Genomic DNA, 18205 nt, shown 5'->3' on the forward strand with positions numbered 1-18205 from the left:
AACGGATTTCTTCCATTATCACTATCGAGGCTTATGAGTATTCACGTCGAACAAGCAATTATTCACGCAATTTCTCAAAATACTGAGGGACAACTCAGTTGTCGATTGCGTCCACAACCTTTATTAAACAGTCAAGCGGTTGAAACCATGCTTGATGAGCTACATCAAACTTATACCAGTAAAGCAGGAAAAGGTTTCGGGCATTTTGGCATTTCAGGGGAAGATGGTGAAGCCAATCCCGCCTTTGAAAATGCCTTAACGGATTACCGCAGTGGTGAATTAGGTTTTGTTGAATTTTCTGGTCTTGCCAGTAAATTACTACAAGAAGAACTCGCGAAATACGATTTCAGTCAAGGCGGCTTTTTACTGTTATCTTGTTATACCTACATGACCAGTGACTATCTTTTTGTATCGTTACTTAACGCTAAATCATCGATGACAGTGTTAGATGATATGGAGTTGTCGGAAAATACGCATTTAGATTTAAATAATGTGCAGCTGGCGGCACGTATTGATTTAACAGAGTGGCAGGCGGATAAAAGTTCACGTAAATATATTTCCTTTGTGCGAGGACGAGCAGGGCGTAAAGTTGCTGACTTCTTTCTTGATTTTATGGGTTGTGTTGAAGGTGTGAACACCAAAGCACAAAATAAATCTTTATTAACCGCGGTTGAAGATTTTGTGGCCAGTAGTGAGCTTACAAAGGATGAGCGTCAGCAAACTCGTGAGCGGGTTTTTGATTATTGCAGTGAGCGTTGTGACAGTGGCGCCGATATTGAAATTAAAGATTTAGCTGATGAATTAGCCGATCAAGGGATGGAGTCTTTTTATGATTTTGCTCAAGGGGGGGATTATGCACTAGAGGATGAATTTCCTGCTGATAAACCGACTTTAAGGCAATTGAAAAAATTCTCAGGTACCGGCGGCGGTGTGACCTTGAGTTTTGATGGTACACATTTAGGGGAGCGGGTAATATATGACCCTATTTCTGACACCATTATGATAAAGGGTGTGCCTGCCAATTTAAAAGATCAGCTGGACCGCCGTTTAAAAGGTGAGTAAGTGGTTACGGGGGGCAATTAACTGACATCGATATAAAAAGCACTCCGTTGAGTGCTTTTTATGATTTAGCTTGTGTGTTATCGATTAAACGTCAGCTTTTGGCCAAAGGTGTTGTCGATAAACTTTTCACCATCAAACAAATGGTTACCATTTACCCAAGTGCCGGCAATGCTCCCTGCAAAAGCATGTCCCTCAAAAGGACTCCAACCACAGTGATATCGAGTATTCTCTTTGGTGGCGGTAAAGGGGCTATTAAGATCAATTAAGACTAAATCGGCAAAATAGCCTTCACGTAAATAACCTCTATCTTTAACCTGATAGCGCTCCGCGACGGCGTGACTGGTTTTTTGTACTATTTTTTCAAGGCTGAAATGACCCTGAGCATGTAAATCCAGTAAAGATAATAGGGCATGTTGCACTAAAGGTACGCCAGCAGGAGCTTTAAAATAACTTTCTGCTTGTTTTTCATCCCAAGTATGTGGAGCGTGATCGGTAGCGATGATATCAATCACATCATCTTTAACGGCTTGGATCAAAGCATCTTGATCGCTCTTTTTTTTCACCGCAGGGTTACATTTGATTTGCGTCCCTAGACGTTCATAATCTCCATCATTAAAAGTTAAATGATGCACACAGACTTCTGCCGTAATGTTAGCTTCTTTGAGTTCGCTTAAGGTTTTACCGGCTTTAAATTGATATAATTCATCGGCTGTGGTGAGATGCAGAACATGTAACCTTGCTTTGTGTTTTAAGGCTAATTTTGTGGCCAATTGAGAGGATTTTAAGCAGGCTTCACGAGAGCGTATTTCACCGTGAAGGGCCATGGGAATATTGTCTCCATATTGCTCTCGAGCTTTGGCTTCATTGGCGGCTATCATCGGAGAGTCTTCGCAGTGAGTGACAATGAGCACTGGCGAATGTTCAAAAATGCCTTCCAAGGTATCAGGGTTGTTGACTAACATGTTCCCTGTTGATGCCCCCATGAAAATTTTGACCCCGCAGGCTTCATTAGGATCTAAGTTTTTAATTTCATCTAAGTTGTCATTGGTAGCCCCAAGATAAAAACTAAAATTTGCAAGTGAGCTTTGCTGAGCTCGATTATACTTATCTTGTAAGGCTTGATAATTGGTTGTTTGTGGGTTGACGTTAGGCATTTCCATAAAACTGGTGATCCCTCCAGCAACAGCCGCTCTAGATTCTGTGGCTATGGTGCCTTTATTCGGGAAACCGGGCTCTCTGAAGTGAACTTGATCGTCAATCATGCCGGGTAATAAGTATTTGCCTGCTGCATCGATGACTTTCATTTCTGTTGTCGGTGAAATATGCGGGGCAATTTGGCTGATCCGACCGTTTTCAATTAACAGATCTTGCGCTGTGATTGTACCTTCGTTAACCAATTGAGCATTGCAAATAAGGGTTTTCATAGGATACCTGAGTTGAAGAGTTAATTTTTATGTCTAAGACATTCATATAATACTCGAAAAGAAGGGGAGGATCATATTAAAATGGGGGATTCGTCTTCGTGCTCTAAAACAATGGCATTATTTGTTGCAATGATGCTGTGTTTTTCAAGGATGAGGTCAGTATATTAACATTTTTTTGCCTTTCGGCCATTGCTGAATGGGCGTGAATAGGTAGACTGTTTTTCTGCCTGGGAGTTTCAATGCAATTGTTTGTTAAAGATTTAACCGTCATCGATTTTTCGTATTTGTGTGCAGAACGTGGCATGGTTGGGGAAAGTTGGATTGTGGATGTGATCCTCAGTGGTGGGCTCGATGAGCAAAATATGGTGTTAGACTTCGCTAAAGTCAAACGCACCATTAAAGATACCATTGATGATATTGCTGATCATCGCTTGCTTGTGCCTACTGCATGCAGTGAAGTGCGTTGGCAGCAACAAGGTGACAGAGTATGGATGGACTTTTCAAGCTCAAAAGGAAATATTCATCTTGCGTGTCCCGCACAGGCCTTCGCGCTTATTCCTGCGGAGAACATTACGTTTGAGAGTGTTGATACTTTTTTAAAGAAAGCCTTAACTGAAGTCTTGCCTGACAATGTCGAAGGGATCACATTGGTATTACGTAACGAGGAGCATGCAACTCCTTTTTATCACTATAGCCATGGCCTTAAAAAACATGATGGGAATTGTCAGCGTATCGCTCATGGGCACCGTAGCCCGATCCATATTTATGAAAATGGTGTTGCTGCAACCCAATGGGATGAATATTGGGCCGATCGTTGGCAGGATATCTATTTAGGCACGGAAGAAGATCTTGTCCCTGTGGCAACGTTATCTTTGTCAGTACAAACACAAGTATCTGATAAAACACATTTTGGTTTTCATTACCAAGCGCCGCAAGGGGATTTTCAATTGGCGATGCCAAAAACGTGTTGCGACATGATCCCCCATGATACGACAGTTGAGTTACTCGCGGATTTTATTGCGAATACACTCAGTGATAAAGTGCCGACGAGTCATTTTAAAGTCGTCGCATTTGAAGGTGTGGGTAAAGGGGCGATTGTTGAAAAAAAATCTGTTTGATAGTCGATTTAAATAATAAGGGGATATAGGATGCGTCGATTGGGCTTTTTTATACTGATGAACCTGTGCTTAATCCAAACCGTGTTTGCTGGGGTGCAATTTTTTGGCGACATGCAACCTGGCGCGGTGATCCGCGCTAAAACCACACCGGGCACAGCGGTTTTTTTAAATGATGAAGCGATTAAAGTGACGCCTGATGGGCAATTTGTTTTTGGTTTTGCAAGAGAGCCTGCGTTATCCCAATCCTTACGTTTAGTCTATCCAGATGGATTATCCCAATTAGTGCCCTTTACCTTGAATGAGCGTGAGTATCGTATTCAAAAGGTGAACGGGATCAGTAAGAAAATCATGAAGCCCAATCCTAAAGCCCAAGCCCGTTCGGCTAAAGATAGCCAAGAGGTGAGAGCGGCAAGAGCAATATTTACTCCTAGCGGGGCATTTGCACAAGATTTTATTTGGCCTTTAACCGGGCGTATTTCTGGTGTGTATGGCAGCCAACGAGTGTACAACGGTAAACCTGGTACACCTCATTATGGTGTTGATGTTGCTGCAAAAACCGGCACACCTATCGTAGCCCCTGCAGATGGCCAGATTAGCTTGTCTGTGAATGATATGTTTTATTCTGGCGGGACCTTAATTATTGATCATGGCTATGGTCTCAGTTCAAGTTTTCTGCATTTAAGTAAGCTGTATGTAAAGGTGGGCGATAAGGTCAAACAAGGGCAACCGATTGCAGAGGTGGGGGCGACAGGTAGAGCCACTGGTCCACACTTAGATTGGCGAGTCAATTGGTATCAAATGCGGCTTGATCCCACGACGATTGTCCCTTCAATGGCGAGTGTGTTAGCAAAGAAAGAGTAAAAAAACCAGCACATTTGTGCTGGTTTTTTTATGTGCTTTATTTTCTCGTATATAAAATTTTACTGTTGCGGCTTTTCCATTTCAAAATAATAGAATAACGCCACATGCCTTTGATCAATATATAGCTACTAGCAGAAAAAATAATACCCAAAGTTAAACAGCCCACAAGGAAAGGTGGGCCTATGGTGCTCAGAGACGATTCAATCCAATGCCAGCTGGCTTCAAAAGCAAAGGGGCGTTCATGATAGCCTAAAATTTTTGTGCCTAAAATATAGGCCCCATAAAACATAAAGGGCATGGTTAACGGGTTGGTTATCCATACCAGTGCAACCGCCACCGGAATATTGACATTGAATACAATCGCCAGTGCTGCTGCAAGTACCATTTGAAAAGGCATTGGGATCCAGCCGACAAAAAGGCCCACTGCAAATGCACCCGGGGCTGAGCGTCGATTTAATGCCCATAAATTGGTTTTATGAAGCAATTTGCCAAAGATGCGTAAATGTTTATGATTTTGCAACACTTCAGGCTTTGGCATAAACCTTTCTATTAATTTTTTTGGCATATCTGTACTTTACAGCCTTAACTTATTCTTGATGAATCGATTTCTACTGGGTTTTTGTGTAACCATTATTTCAGCTATTGTGTGGCCTGCGTTGCCACCTTTTTCGTATGTCTTTTTCTTACTGCTTGCGTCAGGTTTTATCTTTCGTCTGTCACCACTTTTTTCAGGCAGCGTATTTGCGGTGGCTTGGTTGGGCTTATTTTACCATCAACTTATGTCGTGGAATGTGCCTGCCCACTCAACGTCTGTTAAATTAGAGGGCGAAATAATAGCATTAGTTCACACAAACGGCGACTGGATAAATTTAGACATTGAGCTAACAGGTGTAAATTCATTCCATTGGGTAACTAAAAAGTTAAGATTAACTTGGTCGAAACCGCCTCCTTTACAAATAGGCCAAACTTGGCAACTTGAGGTTAGACCAAAGTCGATATCGAGTGTGCTGAATCAAGGTGGCTATAATCAGCAAAAAAATTTGTTAAGTAAGCATATCATAGCTAAAGGAAAAGTGCTTTCTGGGCGTTTATTGGAAGAAAGCGTGCCGCTAAGGGCACAATTGATTAATACTCTCAAACCTATTTTGGAGCACTTTAACAATAATGATTTTATGCTTGCGTTAATCACTGGCGACAAACAAGACATTTCAGCTCAGCGTTGGCAAGCATTACGGCAAACTGGCACTGGGCATTTAATGGCGATTTCAGGCTTACATTTAAGTGTTGTTGGCATGTGGGTGTTTATATCAGTGTTTTGGCTATTAAGGCAGTGTTGTCCACCTTTTGGCCGTAGTCACCTTTATGTGGCCACTTTTTCTAGTATTGTTGCAGTCGTGTTTTATGCTTATCTCGCAGGCTTTTCTATTTCGACACAGCGTGCACTTATCATGTTACTGCTGGTTATGGGGTTGGCTTTATTTAAGCGTTTTTCCTCAGCTTGGGAACGATTACTTTATGCACTGTTTTTTGTACTCCTTGTGGATCCTGTATCGGTGCTCAGTGCAGGCTTCTGGCTATCTTTTAGTGCGTTAACTATTATTTTATTAACGATTCAAAGCTATGTTATTCAAGCCGAGCACCATGATTTTAACGCTGAGGTTAGATCTCATTCGATTCTTTTGGGGAGCGTTAAAGCAAAGTGTGTGTTGTTTTGGGCTATTCAATGGCGTTTATCTTTAGGTTTGGGGGTATTGCAAGCCCTGTTTTTCGGGGGGATTACGTTACACAGTCTTTGGATTAATTTGATTTTGGTTCCTTGGTTTAGTCTTGTGGTCATTCCCGTTATGGTATTGACTGTGCTGGTTTGGGGAATAGGGCAATTATTTAATATTGATTTAAATGCTGTTTTCTTACTGTTTGATTGGAGCTTAAGGCCTGTTAGCGAGCTATTAGCGTTAAGTTTTCACTTTATCGGACGTTGGATTGTGTTACCTGAACGTGTTATTTATGCCGCCATGGTGGCGCTATTGGGCGGTGTCATTTTTTTTCGAGTGACAGATAAAAAGTGGCAGATTTGCTGCTTATTATTGTTCTTACCACTTATTTTGCAAGTGAGTACTTGGTTGTTCCCGCCTAAAGCAAATGATTGGCGTATCCATGTTCTAGATGTGGGACAAGGGTTAGCCGTAGTGATTGAAAAGTCGGGCCGTGGGTTATTGTACGATACCGGTGCGGCTTATGGTGAGCATTTTAGTTATGCAAATAGAGTGATTATCCCTTTTCTAGATGCTAAAGGTCTTCGGCAATTGGATTATTTAATTTTAAGCCATGGGGATAACGATCATGCTGGTGGTGCGAGGGATATAATGAATGCGTACCCCAATGTACGGCTCATTACGGATCTATCGACTTATGATGGTCAGACTTGTCGCCCTGATAAGATAAATTGGCAAGGTTTACAAATTGACATATTGGGCCCCAATCAAAAGATGAAAGGGAATAATGGCTCTTGTGTTATAAGAGTCAGTGATGCTTATCAGAGTGTGTTACTCACTGGAGATATTGAACGTCGTGGAGAAAGATTACTGCTTAAGGGCTCGACTGCGTTGGAGAGCACAGTGCTTATCGCACCTCATCATGGCAGTTTAACCTCATCGATTGAGGGGTTTGTTCAAGCGGTGTCACCACAATTAACCATCTTTCCTGCTGGGCTAAATAATCGCTATGGCTTTCCAAAATCAGACGTTGTTACTCGTTATATCGATCAAGGCAGTCAAGTGGCCACAACGGGGAAAATGGGGCAAATTAGTATTCTTTTTCATCAAATGTCATGGGAGTGGGTAACATATCGTCAAGATTTAGCCCCTTTTTGGTATAACCGCTTGTTTGGATTTGGCGAAGCGAGTAAAGCAGAGTAGAATGCTCTTTTTCCATTTGCTAGCTTGGGTCAATGACAACATCTAATAAAAATGAAACTTGGGTGGTCTTTAAGAGATTATTAGGCTATTTAAAACCATTAAAAACCGTCTTTGTTTGTGCCATTATTGCGCTAATGGTTTATGCATTAGTGGATGCCGCTTTTATTGCTGTGATTAAACCTTTTATTGATGAAGGATTTGGCGGAGCAGCCAGTAATGTCAGCACGCCGGGTAGCCAGTTAGATTTTGGTACCAGCGGTGGCTTTAATGCCAGTAATGACGTGTTAATGATAGCCCCATTGGTGGTTATTGGTTTATTCACGTTACGAGGTTTGGCTAACTTTGCTTCAACCTATTGTGTGGCTTATATGAGTGCAAGACTCATTCAAGATATGCGCCAAGAGGTATTTGAACATTATTTGAAATTGCCTGTAAGCTACATGGACAGAGAAAATACCGGCAATTTAATTTCTCGAGTGACCTATGATACAGAGCAAATTGCTCGCGCGTCAGGCAGTGCGTTAATTACGATTGTGAGAGACAGTATCACCGTTTTAGGAATGCTGTGTTTGATGTTCTATTATTCTTGGAAATTATCGTTATGCATTTTAGTCATAGGGCCCATAATTGGTCTTGTGATCACTGTGGTGAGCCGACGTTTTCGAAAAGTGTCAAAACAAATCCAAGCCGCAATGGGAGGCGTGACCGCAGCAACGGAGCAAATGATCAAGGGTCATAAAAATGTGCTGTCATTTGGTGGACAAAAAGTCGAATCAGAGCGCTTTTATCGTATTAACGACCGTAATCGTTATCAGAATATGAAATTGGCCACGACTCAGGCGATTAGTCAGCCGTTAGTGATGATTATCGGTTCATTTGCCTTAGCATTCGTGCTCTATGCCGCCAGTATCGATTCACTTAAAGCAGAATTAACCGCAGGGACTTTCGCATCCTTATTGGGTGCCATGATGGCCATGTTACAGCCCATTAAAAATTTAACCCGTGTTAATGCCGATTTTCAGCGAGGCATTGCGGCCTGTACAACCGTTTTTGAACTGTTAGATACATCACCTGAAGTGGATATGGGGACTTATGAAGCTGAGCGTGTGCGGGGTGATTTATGCTTTAAAGGGGTTGACTTTAGTTATCCAGAACAACCGAAAAAAGCCTTAAATGGCATTGATTTTTCAGTTAAGCAAGGTCAAACCATTGCGCTTGTTGGACGCTCGGGGTCCGGTAAGTCGACCATTGCCAGTTTAATCACGCGTTTCTATTCGGGATTGAGTGCCGGTGAAATTTGCATTGATGATATGCCCATTGAACAATACTCACTTAAATCATTACGTAAGCAAGTAGCGCTGGTCTCTCAACAAGTGACGCTGTTTAACGATACTATCGCGAATAACATTGCTTATGCTTACTCTGGTCAAGTGACTCGAGAGCAGATTGAGCACGCAGCAGAGCTGGCTTATGCGATGGAGTTCATTAAAGACTTGCCCAATGGTCTCGATACTGAAATTGGCGAAAATGGTGTCATGCTATCGGGGGGACAAAGGCAGCGCATTGCCATTGCTCGTGCAATTTTACGTGATGCACCTGTGCTTATTTTAGATGAAGCGACGTCTGCTTTGGATACCGAGTCTGAAAAAGCCATTCAAAGGGGATTAGATAATTTACGTCATAACCGAACCTCTATTGTGATTGCTCATAGGTTATCGACGATTGAAAGTGCTGATCAGATTTTGGTTATCGATCAAGGTCAAGTGATTGAAAGAGGCACACATCAAGTCTTAATCGAGAAAAATGGGGCTTATGCCAATCTTTATCAAATGCAGTTTGGTGAATAATGCAGGCCTGGATTAATCAAGTTTGGTATGGAAAAAGCTTGTGGCGTTGGATATTAATGCCGTTATCTTGGCTTTATGCCATTATCACGGCCATAAGGCGTTGTTTATATCACTTTGGGTTTAAAGAGAAGATTATACTGCCTGTGCCGGTGATTATTGTGGGTAATATTACGGTGGGAGGTAGTGGTAAAACACCGACAGTCATATTTTTGATTGAGCTTTTGCGTCGTCATGGTTATAAACCTGGGGTGATCAGTCGAGGCTACGGCGTGGATATTGACGGTGTTAAGTCAGTGCATGTAGGAGCAAAGGCATCTGAAGTCGGTGATGAGCCTGCAATGATCGTTGCGCGTACACATGTTCCTATGGTTGTTGGCCCTAAACGGATTCAAGCGGCAAAGCAATTACTGGCTGATTTTGAGGTGGATATCATTATTAGTGATGATGGTCTGCAGCATTATACTATGGCGAGAAATATTGAAATTGTTGTTGTGGATGGTAATCGACGTTTAGGTAATGGCATGTTGTTACCAGCGGGTCCTTTGAGAGAAGGAGCGTGGCGACTTAAACAGGCTGATTTTATTATTGTGAATGGTGGTGAAGCTAAACAAGGTGAATATTCTATGCACTTACAGCCCAAGCCCATCACACCATTATTGACGGACTCAACATTTACTTTTCACTTAGATGAACCTATTGTTGCTATGGCTGGAATAGGGGATCCGCAACGATTTTTTAATAGTTTACAGCTATTAGGGTATCAGGTACATCAAACCCATGGGTTTAATGATCACCAAGCATACCACTTGTCAGAGCTAATGAAAGTGGCAGACGGTTATCCTTTAGTGATGACGGAGAAAGATGCGATTAAATGTGTGGATTTTGCAAAAGAGAATTGGGGCTATCTTGCTGTTGATGCAAGTATCGCATCGGGCTTTGAGCAAGACTTACTGGTGAAAATGGGTCATGAAGTTCAGGCTACTAAGAGCTAAACAGGGTTAAGTAAGGTATATATTCAATGATATTTGATAAAAAATTGTTAGATATAGTGGCATGTCCAGTGTGTAAAGGGGCATTAGCCTATGATAAGCAAGCACAGCAGTTAGTGTGTAAGTTTGATAAATTAGTTTACCCCATTAATGAAGGCATTCCAGTTCTGCTTGAAAATCAAGCACAACCTTGGACGCCTGAATAAACGAATCGTTAAAATTGGGTCATGAATATTAAATTAATGCGTTAAGTTTTTTGTTAATGCGTAAGCAATTGTGTCTAAAAGCGCCTTAAGGCGCTTTTTTATTTGCTAAAATTTGTTAATACTGCCTCTTATATATATAATTAACAGTCAATTACTTCGATTATTTCTTATTCGATGGAGTTATATACTGTTTATTTTTCTTATCTTTTTTATTTTTTCTTGTTACCTTTCAATTTACCGTCTTATGTGAATGGAGTCTGAGTCATGGTAGATAATGTGTTTAAATCTGTAATTATAGAATTACTTGCCCTTCATAAGGGGGAGCGTGTTTCAAATTTCGAATACCAAGGGAAGCGGTATTGGTTAAAGCAAGCTGAGCGTCATTCAGGCTTTATGCGGTTATTAAAGCCCAATCCGTTAGAAGCCATTAAAACGGAAGTGCTGACCTTGAAAAACATGGCGGCAAAATTAGCGCCTGTTCCTAAATTGGTATTGGCAGAAAAAGATTTTTTTGTGGTTGAAGATGTGGGTTCAACGGTTAAGCAATGGCTAACGGAAGAAGCAGTCACTAAGCCCTGCATGCATCAAATTTTAAATGATAGTGCTAAGGCATTGGCTGATCTGCATACAATGAGTTTGGCCCATGGACGCCCAGCATTACGGGATATAAGTTGGCAGAATGGCCATGTGACTTTTATTGATTTTGAAGCGAGCCAGTATAAAAAGGACTTAGACTATCAGCAGGTTAGAGACTTACTGGTGTTTATTCATAGCTTATATCGTTATTTAGGGCCATTACATGATTTCATTGTGCCTGCTATTGAGCATTATCGTTTAAATGGTGGCGAAGCCATTTGGCAAAATGCTGCTCGATGTTTAAAAAAATGGCAGTGGTTGTATTATCCTGTTTCTTTATTTAAAAAACGAGGAGGACGTGATTTAACGCCTGTTTATTGGGTATTGAGGCACTTTAGGGTACAAGAAGCGAATTCATTGTGCTAGCCACAGTTTGCAATAAAAAAGCCTGAATATTCAGGCTTTTTTTATATTAGTTGTTTATTCAATTTCTGTTGATAAACCAGAGTGTAAGATTGAAATGCACTTTTCTTCACAGACGATAAAATAAGCCCCCGCTCTTGTGTATCGATTTAGCTATACCTATACCTTTCGTCAGCCAAGGTGATGACAGTAAGTGTTAAAGGTATAGTAAAAAAGTATTAATTCACAATGTCGTTATATTCATTAGATCAGCTCAATATCATACTCAAGCATCATTCAATATTGACTTTATACAGTTAACATTTATGTATCTGAAATGCGTGTTTTATATTTTTTAACTTTTTTCACAAAAAAATAGAGTTTGAGATCAGACTATTCGCATTTCATGTCACATTTTTTATGTGAGATTAGTGAACGGAATAACTAAATATATCAATGGTGTTAGGAGTCAATATGTGTAATCTCATGAGGTATAACCCTTCTTTACGTTCCTTTATTTCAGTCAGCCTTTTAATGTTTTTTTTAATGGGGTGCGGTGGTGATGATGCGTCCTCAACTTCTGCCAGTACGACTTCTGACGACACGACAGCCATTAATACCAGTACAACAGATGCTTCTGGGACAGTTGATAATGATACCACAACAGCGGCCAAATCATCAGCTCCTCAAATCACTCAGTTAACCGCTAAGAGTCTGGTCGATGGTTTCTATAGTGCTCATGTGACTTGTGCAAGTTGTGTTGAAGAGTTATACGATTACAAGTGGATTGTGAATAATAAGCTCGTAAGCTCAGAGCAAACTTACATGCCCCAAATAAGTGGTTCAGATTATACCCTGAGGCTTGAAGTCATAGGTACAGATAGTTATGAGCAAGTTACCGCAAGTGAGTATGTGTTGTATGGCGTTAATGATATTGTGGATGTTTTTTCAACTGACTCAGCTTTTGCGGCGCTCAAGGCTGACGGTAATGTGGTGACATGGGGAGATATTGGCTCGGGTGGTGACAGTAGCGCCGTTAAAAGTGAGTTGATAAACATTACGACGATTTTTACAACTAGTTCAGCTTTTGCTGCACTCACAGCTGATGGCCAAGTGGTGACATGGGGTAATGAGTTTTTAGGCGGTGATAGCCGTTCTGTTTCAAGTGAACTGATTAATATTAAAGAGGTTTATTCAACACAGTATGCGTTTGCTGCACTCAGGGAAGATGGTAGGGTAGTGATATGGGGCGGTGATCCATATGAAAAGAAAAATGATGTTGTTTCAAATGAATTACTTGATATTACTGCCATTTATTCAAATTCTTTTGCCTTTGCAGCACTTACGTCTGACGGTCATGTCATAACATGGGGTGATAGTGACTATGGTGGTGACAGCAGTGCTGTGAGCAGTCAATTAGTTGATGTTAAGGCGATTTACTCAACAAGTTTTTCATTTGCAGCGCTTAAGGGCGATGGTCGTGTGGTGACATGGGGCTACGACTATTATGGTGGTGATAGCAGCGCTGTTGCGAGTGAATTAATTGATATTACGATGATTTATTCCAGTTATTCAGCTTTTGCGGCACTCACCGCTGATGGTCGTGTGGTGACATGGGGTAATGATTATTCTGGTGGTGATAGCAGTGTGGTGGCAAGTGAATTAATTGATATTATTAATATTTACTCGACAAGGGATGCCTTTGCGGCACTTACGCTTGATGGCCACGTGGTGACATGGGGTAATGATTATTCTGGTGGTGACAGCAGTGCTGTTTCGAGTAAACTAATTGATATTAAGATGATTTATTCTAACTATTTAGCCTTTGCGGCACTCAGGGGTGATGGTCAAGTGGTGACATGGGGTCATGATTATTCTGGTGGTGACAGCAGTGCTGTGGTTAATGAACTCATTGATATTACGTCTATTCATTCTACATCCCAAGCTTTTTTGGCTATTAATGTCCATGGGAAAGCGGTGGCATGGGGGAGTGAGTCTTCTGGTGCAGATACGAGTGTTATTACGACTGAATTGAGCAACATAACGGAAATTTATTCAAATACTTATGCTTTTGTTGCATTAACATCTGATGGTAATGTGGTGACATGGGGAGGGACTAATCATGGTGGTGACAGTCGTGCTGTCGCGAATAAATTAGTTGATATTAAAACTATTTATTCAAATTCACTTGCTTTTGCTGCACTTGATAATGATCGTAATATTGTGACATGGGGCGGTAATGCCTATGGTGGAGATAGCAGTGCTGTGGCTGATGAATTGGCCGATGTTATCGCGATTTATTCTACAGAGTCAGCTTTTGCGGCACTCAAGGGGGATGGAAGTGTGGTGACATGGGGGGGCGCTCATGACGGTGATGGTAATTATGGTGGTGACAGCAGTGCGGTGAAAAGTGAATTAGTTAATATTAATAATATTTACAAAACAAATCATGCTTTTGCGGCACTAACGACCGATGGCCACGTGGTGACATGGGGTGATGAGTATCATGGTGGTGACAGTAGCGTGGTGGCAAGTGAATTAATCGATATAACAATGATTTATTCAACTAATTCAGCCTTTGCGGCGCTCAAGACTGATGGAAGTGTGGTGACATGGGGTCATGATTATTCTGGTGGTGATAGCAGTGCAGTGGTGAGTGAACTGAATAATATTACGGTGATTTATTCAAATGGCTCAGCTTTTGCGGCTATCAAAGATGACGGCAGTGTGGTGACATGGGGTAATGAGTATACTGGTGGTGACAGCAGTGCAGTCGCAAGTCAATTAAATGATATTATAATGATTTATTCAACTGAATCTGCCTTTACGGCACTCACAGCTAATGGCCACGTGGTGACATGGGGTGATAATTATTCTGGAGGTGACAGCAGTACCGTTGCTGATCAATTATTTGATATTAAATCGATTCATTCAACAAGGGGGGCTTTTGCGGCACTCAAGGGCGATGGTAGTGTGGTGATATGGGGGAGTGAGTATACTGGTGGTGACAGCAGTGAGGTGGTGGATGAACTGAATAATATTACGACAATTTATACCAGTCTCTCAGCCTTTGCGGCATTAACTGCAGACGGTACAGTGGTCACTTGGGGAGGAGATAGTCATGGTCATTGGGGAAGGGCTGAAAAAGCTGGATACGTTGGCCAGAATGTTATCACTTTAGAGGCGAGCGAATTGACGAATATTCAAGTGGTTTATGCAAACGATTCCTCTTTTGCGGCAATTAAGTTAGATGGCAGTGTGGTGACATGGGGGAATAGTTATTCTGGTGGTGATAGTCATACTGTCGCAGATGAATTGATTGATATTACGGCTATTTATTCTACAAATTCTGCCTTTGCAGCACTGAAGGTCGATGGTAGCGTGGTAACATGGGGCGGGAATAATTATGGTAATGATAGTCGTGCCGTTGCAACTGAACTCACCTCTTCTTTAATCTTAATTGAAAGCTCTATTACCCCTTAAGATTTTAAATTGAGGTTAACATTGCATCACTTTTTGGTAGGGTGATGCAATTGTTTATTATAGCTAAATCGCTTTTTATTTAAGCTGAATCCTGCAGCTTGAAGTGTCACGGGCATATTAGCGCTGACGATAAATTTGAGTATTGATTGACACAAGCCTTCACCGCTGATGACTTTGGAATAAAAACGTCAAACTATCAATAAGCTTGTGCTGAAAGAGATTTTGGTGAGTTGGCAATGATAGCTTGGCAGCACTCGACTGTTTTCTATGGCCCTATAAATTGAAGAAAAGCTTGTATTATTGTCGCATTCATTAAATCAAGAAAAAAGGCGCCGACCAAGGGCACTAAAATAAAGGCCTTAGGAGAAGGACCGTGTTTTGCCGTGACGGCATTCATATTGGCGATGCCCACGGGAGTGGCGCCTAATCCAAGGCCGATAAAGCCTGAAGAAATGACCGCAGCTTGATAATCTCGCCCTAGCAAGCGAAACACGATAAAGATAGCGAAAAAAATCATCATTAGGGTTTGTGTGAGCGTCACGAATATGACAGGGCCCAAGGTGCCTGAGAATATCCAAAGTTGCATGCTCATTAAGCTCAGGCAAAGAAAGAGTTGCAGGCTGATTTCCTGTACAATATCAATGGCATTTTTTGAAAGTTTTAGCTTAAAACCATCTGCAACATTGGTGATAATGATGGCGACTAGCATGGCCGTTAGAAAACCGGGCAAGGTCACACCTCGCCCAGAAAGATAGGCATTAACCAGATCCCCTGCCTGCACACATATTGCCAAAATCATCAAGGTGCCAAGGGCACTTCTGACTTTAGTGCTCATGGGGTTATTTTCTGGTGCTGTGATGACATCGGTTGTGTTGTCGAGATCCTCTGGTGAAGGCGTCAATTGATATTTATTAATTAAAAATGTCGCCACGGGTCCGCCAATCATGCCGCCAGCAATGAGCCCAAGTGTCGCAAACATGATCCCCACTTCCGTCGCACCTTTTAGTCCGGCTTCTTGTGCGATATCCCCCCAAGCGATAGCGGTGCCGAAACCGCCGGCAAAGGAGACACTGCCGCCAAAGAGTCCATATCCAGGATTAACCCCCAATGCAGTGGCAATACCCACTCCAACTAAATCTTGTAAAATGAGAAACACTGCCGTGACGAGGGTGAGAATAAGCAGCGCCTTACCGCCTGCGGCCAATGTTCGGAATTTTGCTGACAGGCCTACTGTTGAAAAGAACACTAAGATCATTTGATCTCTCAGTGCTAAATCAAACACGATTTTTATACCGGAAACCTTATAGATAATAGCAATAAACAGACTGAACAAAAAACCACCTGTGACGGCGACAGGGATATTGAAGCGCTCTAAAATAGAAAATTGTTTATTGAGAAAACTGCCGACAAACCAGACCATGATAGTTAAAATCACCACATCGGCACCGCTTATGAGTATTTCTGTCATTGTTTCTCCCAGTTTCTCTTAAAAAACGGCTGTCCATTATATGTTCTTATTTCAGTGCCATATGCAGAATGGGGAAGGGTTTTCCCATATCATCTAAGGGTGAACGTGAAATGATGTTAAACCCCATATGCTCATAGAAACCGACAGCCTGAGGATTTTGCTCATTCACGTCTACTTTGGTAACATTTAACTGCTCAATGGCATATCGCAGTAGCCGCTGACCAATACCTTGTCCTCTGGTTTCGTTTAGAATGAACAGCATTTCAACCTTTGAGTCATGAATACCTACAAAACCTAGTATTGAGCCACTTTCATTTTTCACACACCTTAAGGTTACAGCAGGAAAAGCTTGCTCAATAATGATAGGTTTAAAAAACGCAATATCATCTTCAGTGATGAAGTTATGGGTGGCCCTAACTGAATTTTCCCACACATTCAGCATTTCTGCGTAATCTTCGGGGCGTACATTTTCTATTTTCATTTTTTACTCTTATTTCTATCTCTTATTCTGAATGAAATCCATGTGTAGCCGCGAGCACGCAGTGTAGCCTGTCGTTATTACTGAGATCTAGGAAAATCTAAGGAATAGCTAAGGAATAATTAATATTTAACAAGAGTGTCATTTTACATGGGGGCATTTTTCATGGGTGAGAGGAATTGTCTAAGTGACAGTCCTGTGGCGTACTTTTATTATTTTGGTAAATTGGGGCGGGAAGGGGAACTCATGTGTTACGGAAAGGTATTTCACTAAGTTTAATCATATCTGTTGGATCTATATTAGAGCATCTAAAGTAATGCTCCAATGAAAGTTTTTTCAACTCTATATTTTCACATGGGCCAATATAAATTTCTTTTATTGCATCATCAGGAATGGATAATTCATAATAAGATTTTAAAATATTACCCGCTCTAAAAAAGGGTTTCTCTTGAATATCAGGTTTATCTAATGAAAAAACGTACCTAACCTCATCCTCTTCACAAAAATGTTTATTTTTAAAAGTAGCTTGATGAACAGATAAGTCGATAAAAGTATTAATGTGAATAATATCCCGTAAATCCGAATTGTTTTCTTGGCTACGATATAGATTATGCAACTTGATCAATTCATCAACAACGTTATTAACTATTACATTTTGTTCCTCTTCATCATATAAACAATCATAAATGAAACTAACATGCCCTCCCAAATGCCTATTTTTATCATCTCCTGTATTTTTATTGCCTTTTACCAATCTTCTTTTTAATTTTGAACGATCAAAACCAATACAGTATCCTCCCTCATTAGGTGTATATCCCCTCCATTGACTTAATAAGTCTGGTTTCTTTGAAAATGAAGTACAATAAGTATCAATATTTTTAAAAGCTTTTTCTACACCTGAGGCGTATATTTCTTCCATATTTAACTTTTCGAAGCGTTTTTTTAACTTTCCAAAAAATAACGAGTTTTCTGTAGAATCATTCATTAATTGAATGTTGTTCAACCAAATGACCTTATTTTCTAAGATCCCATGTAAAGCATTTAAATCAGTATAATGATAAACAATATCAGACATAACTCATTCCATTATCAAAATTATAAAACAAAATTATTAAGCTACTCATTAACCACTGTTCACTTTAAATCCCGAGTATCATGACACACCCCATTGAGAAATTACAAGAAAACCCCTTCAAACACAAAAGTTTATGTTAAACACAATTCAACTAAAGTTTATCTATAAAAGATAATGATCTTTATCCCTACCAGCGATAAAGCTCATTATCACTGGGTATTTGGCTGACAATAGGTAGTTAGGCAAGCTCAGGTTAATTTTTCTAATTTTACATTCATATCAACTCTTAACTGTCTTA

14 protein-coding genes are annotated in these 18205 nt (G+C 40.9%); 9 read left to right on the forward strand and 5 right to left on the reverse strand.

The window, feature by feature from the left end:
- Positions 1-33 precede the first annotated feature (33 nt).
- Complete coding sequence (yejK, locus tag Q0976_RS16485) at positions 34-1062, forward strand: nucleoid-associated protein YejK (RefSeq protein ID WP_299494963.1); 1029 nt, start codon at positions 34-36, stop codon at positions 1060-1062.
- A gap of 77 nt (positions 1063-1139) precedes the next feature.
- Here yejK and Q0976_RS16490 read toward each other — a convergent pair whose 3' ends face one another.
- Positions 1140-2486: a dihydroorotase gene (locus Q0976_RS16490; RefSeq protein WP_299494964.1), complete on the reverse strand. Its 1347-nt coding sequence runs from the start codon at positions 2484-2486 to the stop codon at positions 1140-1142.
- 239 nt (positions 2487-2725) lie between these two features.
- Between Q0976_RS16490 and Q0976_RS16495 the strand changes: the two genes are divergently transcribed.
- Positions 2726-3604 (forward strand): 6-carboxytetrahydropterin synthase, encoded by an 879-nt coding sequence (locus Q0976_RS16495; protein WP_299494965.1) that lies wholly within the window; start codon positions 2726-2728, stop codon positions 3602-3604.
- A gap of 57 nt (positions 3605-3661) precedes the next feature.
- Complete coding sequence (locus tag Q0976_RS16500; protein ID WP_299495009.1) at positions 3662-4465, forward strand: M23 family metallopeptidase; 804 nt, start codon at positions 3662-3664, stop codon at positions 4463-4465.
- A gap of 37 nt (positions 4466-4502) precedes the next feature.
- Here the strand turns inward: Q0976_RS16500 and Q0976_RS16505 are convergent, their stop codons facing one another.
- On the reverse strand, positions 4503-5030 hold the full coding sequence (locus tag Q0976_RS16505) for a DUF2062 domain-containing protein (RefSeq protein WP_299494966.1): 528 nt from the start codon (positions 5028-5030) through the stop codon (positions 4503-4505).
- Positions 5031-5061: 31 nt separating this feature from the next.
- Between Q0976_RS16505 and Q0976_RS16510 the strand changes: the two genes are divergently transcribed.
- From Q0976_RS16510 to Q0976_RS16535, 6 genes are all read left to right on the forward strand, one after another.
- Positions 5062-7383 (forward strand): DNA internalization-related competence protein ComEC/Rec2, encoded by a 2322-nt coding sequence (locus Q0976_RS16510; RefSeq protein WP_299494967.1) that lies wholly within the window; start codon positions 5062-5064, stop codon positions 7381-7383.
- A gap of 32 nt (positions 7384-7415) precedes the next feature.
- Positions 7416-9230, forward strand: a complete 1815-nt coding sequence (gene msbA / locus Q0976_RS16515) for a lipid A export permease/ATP-binding protein MsbA (RefSeq protein ID WP_299494968.1) — start codon at positions 7416-7418, stop codon at positions 9228-9230.
- Complete coding sequence (gene lpxK / locus Q0976_RS16520; protein WP_299494969.1) at positions 9230-10222, forward strand: tetraacyldisaccharide 4'-kinase; 993 nt, start codon at positions 9230-9232, stop codon at positions 10220-10222. The genes msbA and lpxK overlap by 1 nt, the downstream gene beginning before the upstream one ends.
- 26 nt (positions 10223-10248) lie before the next feature.
- A complete protein-coding gene (locus Q0976_RS16525) occupies positions 10249-10425 on the forward strand; it encodes a Trm112 family protein (RefSeq protein WP_299494970.1) in 177 nt (58 codons plus the stop codon).
- A 264-nt stretch (positions 10426-10689) separates the two neighbouring features.
- Positions 10690-11427, forward strand: coding sequence for a serine/threonine protein phosphatase (locus tag Q0976_RS16530; RefSeq protein WP_299494971.1), 738 nt, complete (start codon positions 10690-10692; stop codon positions 11425-11427).
- 450 nt (positions 11428-11877) lie between these two features.
- Positions 11878-14886 carry a hypothetical protein gene (locus Q0976_RS16535; protein ID WP_299494972.1) on the forward strand — a complete coding sequence of 1003 codons (3009 nt, stop codon included), beginning with the start codon at positions 11878-11880 and terminating at the stop codon, positions 14884-14886.
- 265 nt (positions 14887-15151) lie between these two features.
- Here Q0976_RS16535 and gltS read toward each other — a convergent pair whose 3' ends face one another.
- From gltS to Q0976_RS16550, 3 genes are all read right to left on the reverse strand, one after another.
- Positions 15152-16354 carry a sodium/glutamate symporter gene (gene gltS / locus Q0976_RS16540; RefSeq protein ID WP_299494973.1) on the reverse strand — a complete coding sequence of 401 codons (1203 nt, stop codon included), beginning with the start codon at positions 16352-16354 and terminating at the stop codon, positions 15152-15154.
- A gap of 46 nt (positions 16355-16400) precedes the next feature.
- Entirely contained in the window at positions 16401-16835 is a 435-nt protein-coding gene (locus Q0976_RS16545; RefSeq protein ID WP_299494974.1) for a GNAT family N-acetyltransferase, read from the reverse strand.
- A 241-nt stretch (positions 16836-17076) separates the two neighbouring features.
- The gene (locus Q0976_RS16550) at positions 17077-17907 is read right to left on the reverse strand and encodes a DUF2971 domain-containing protein (RefSeq protein WP_299494975.1); all 831 of its coding nucleotides are present in this window, start codon (positions 17905-17907) and stop codon (positions 17077-17079) included.
- Positions 17908-18205 lie beyond the last annotated feature (298 nt).

The sequence above is a fragment of the uncultured Shewanella sp. genome, from assembly GCF_947501665.1.
Lineage (GTDB): Bacteria > Pseudomonadota > Gammaproteobacteria > Enterobacterales > Shewanellaceae > Shewanella.

Coding starts and splice junctions, on each gene's coding strand:
- yejK (WP_299494963.1), top strand. CDS start 34: ATGAGTATTCACGTCGAACAAGCAATTATTCACGCAATTTCTCAAAAT.
- Q0976_RS16490 (WP_299494964.1), bottom strand. CDS start 2,486: ATGAAAACCCTTATTTGCAATGCTCAATTGGTTAACGAAGGTACAATC.
- Q0976_RS16495 (WP_299494965.1), top strand. CDS start 2,726: ATGCAATTGTTTGTTAAAGATTTAACCGTCATCGATTTTTCGTATTTG.
- Q0976_RS16500 (WP_299495009.1), top strand. CDS start 3,662: ATGAACCTGTGCTTAATCCAAACCGTGTTTGCTGGGGTGCAATTTTTT.
- Q0976_RS16505 (WP_299494966.1), bottom strand. CDS start 5,030: ATGCCAAAAAAATTAATAGAAAGGTTTATGCCAAAGCCTGAAGTGTTG.
- Q0976_RS16510 (WP_299494967.1), top strand. CDS start 5,062: ATGAATCGATTTCTACTGGGTTTTTGTGTAACCATTATTTCAGCTATT.
- msbA (WP_299494968.1), top strand. CDS start 7,416: ATGACAACATCTAATAAAAATGAAACTTGGGTGGTCTTTAAGAGATTA.
- lpxK (WP_299494969.1), top strand. CDS start 9,230: ATGCAGGCCTGGATTAATCAAGTTTGGTATGGAAAAAGCTTGTGGCGT.
- Q0976_RS16525 (WP_299494970.1), top strand. CDS start 10,249: ATGATATTTGATAAAAAATTGTTAGATATAGTGGCATGTCCAGTGTGT.
- Q0976_RS16530 (WP_299494971.1), top strand. CDS start 10,690: ATGGTAGATAATGTGTTTAAATCTGTAATTATAGAATTACTTGCCCTT.
- Q0976_RS16535 (WP_299494972.1), top strand. CDS start 11,878: ATGTGTAATCTCATGAGGTATAACCCTTCTTTACGTTCCTTTATTTCA.
- gltS (WP_299494973.1), bottom strand. CDS start 16,354: ATGACAGAAATACTCATAAGCGGTGCCGATGTGGTGATTTTAACTATC.
- Q0976_RS16545 (WP_299494974.1), bottom strand. CDS start 16,835: ATGAAAATAGAAAATGTACGCCCCGAAGATTACGCAGAAATGCTGAAT.
- Q0976_RS16550 (WP_299494975.1), bottom strand. CDS start 17,907: ATGTCTGATATTGTTTATCATTATACTGATTTAAATGCTTTACATGGG.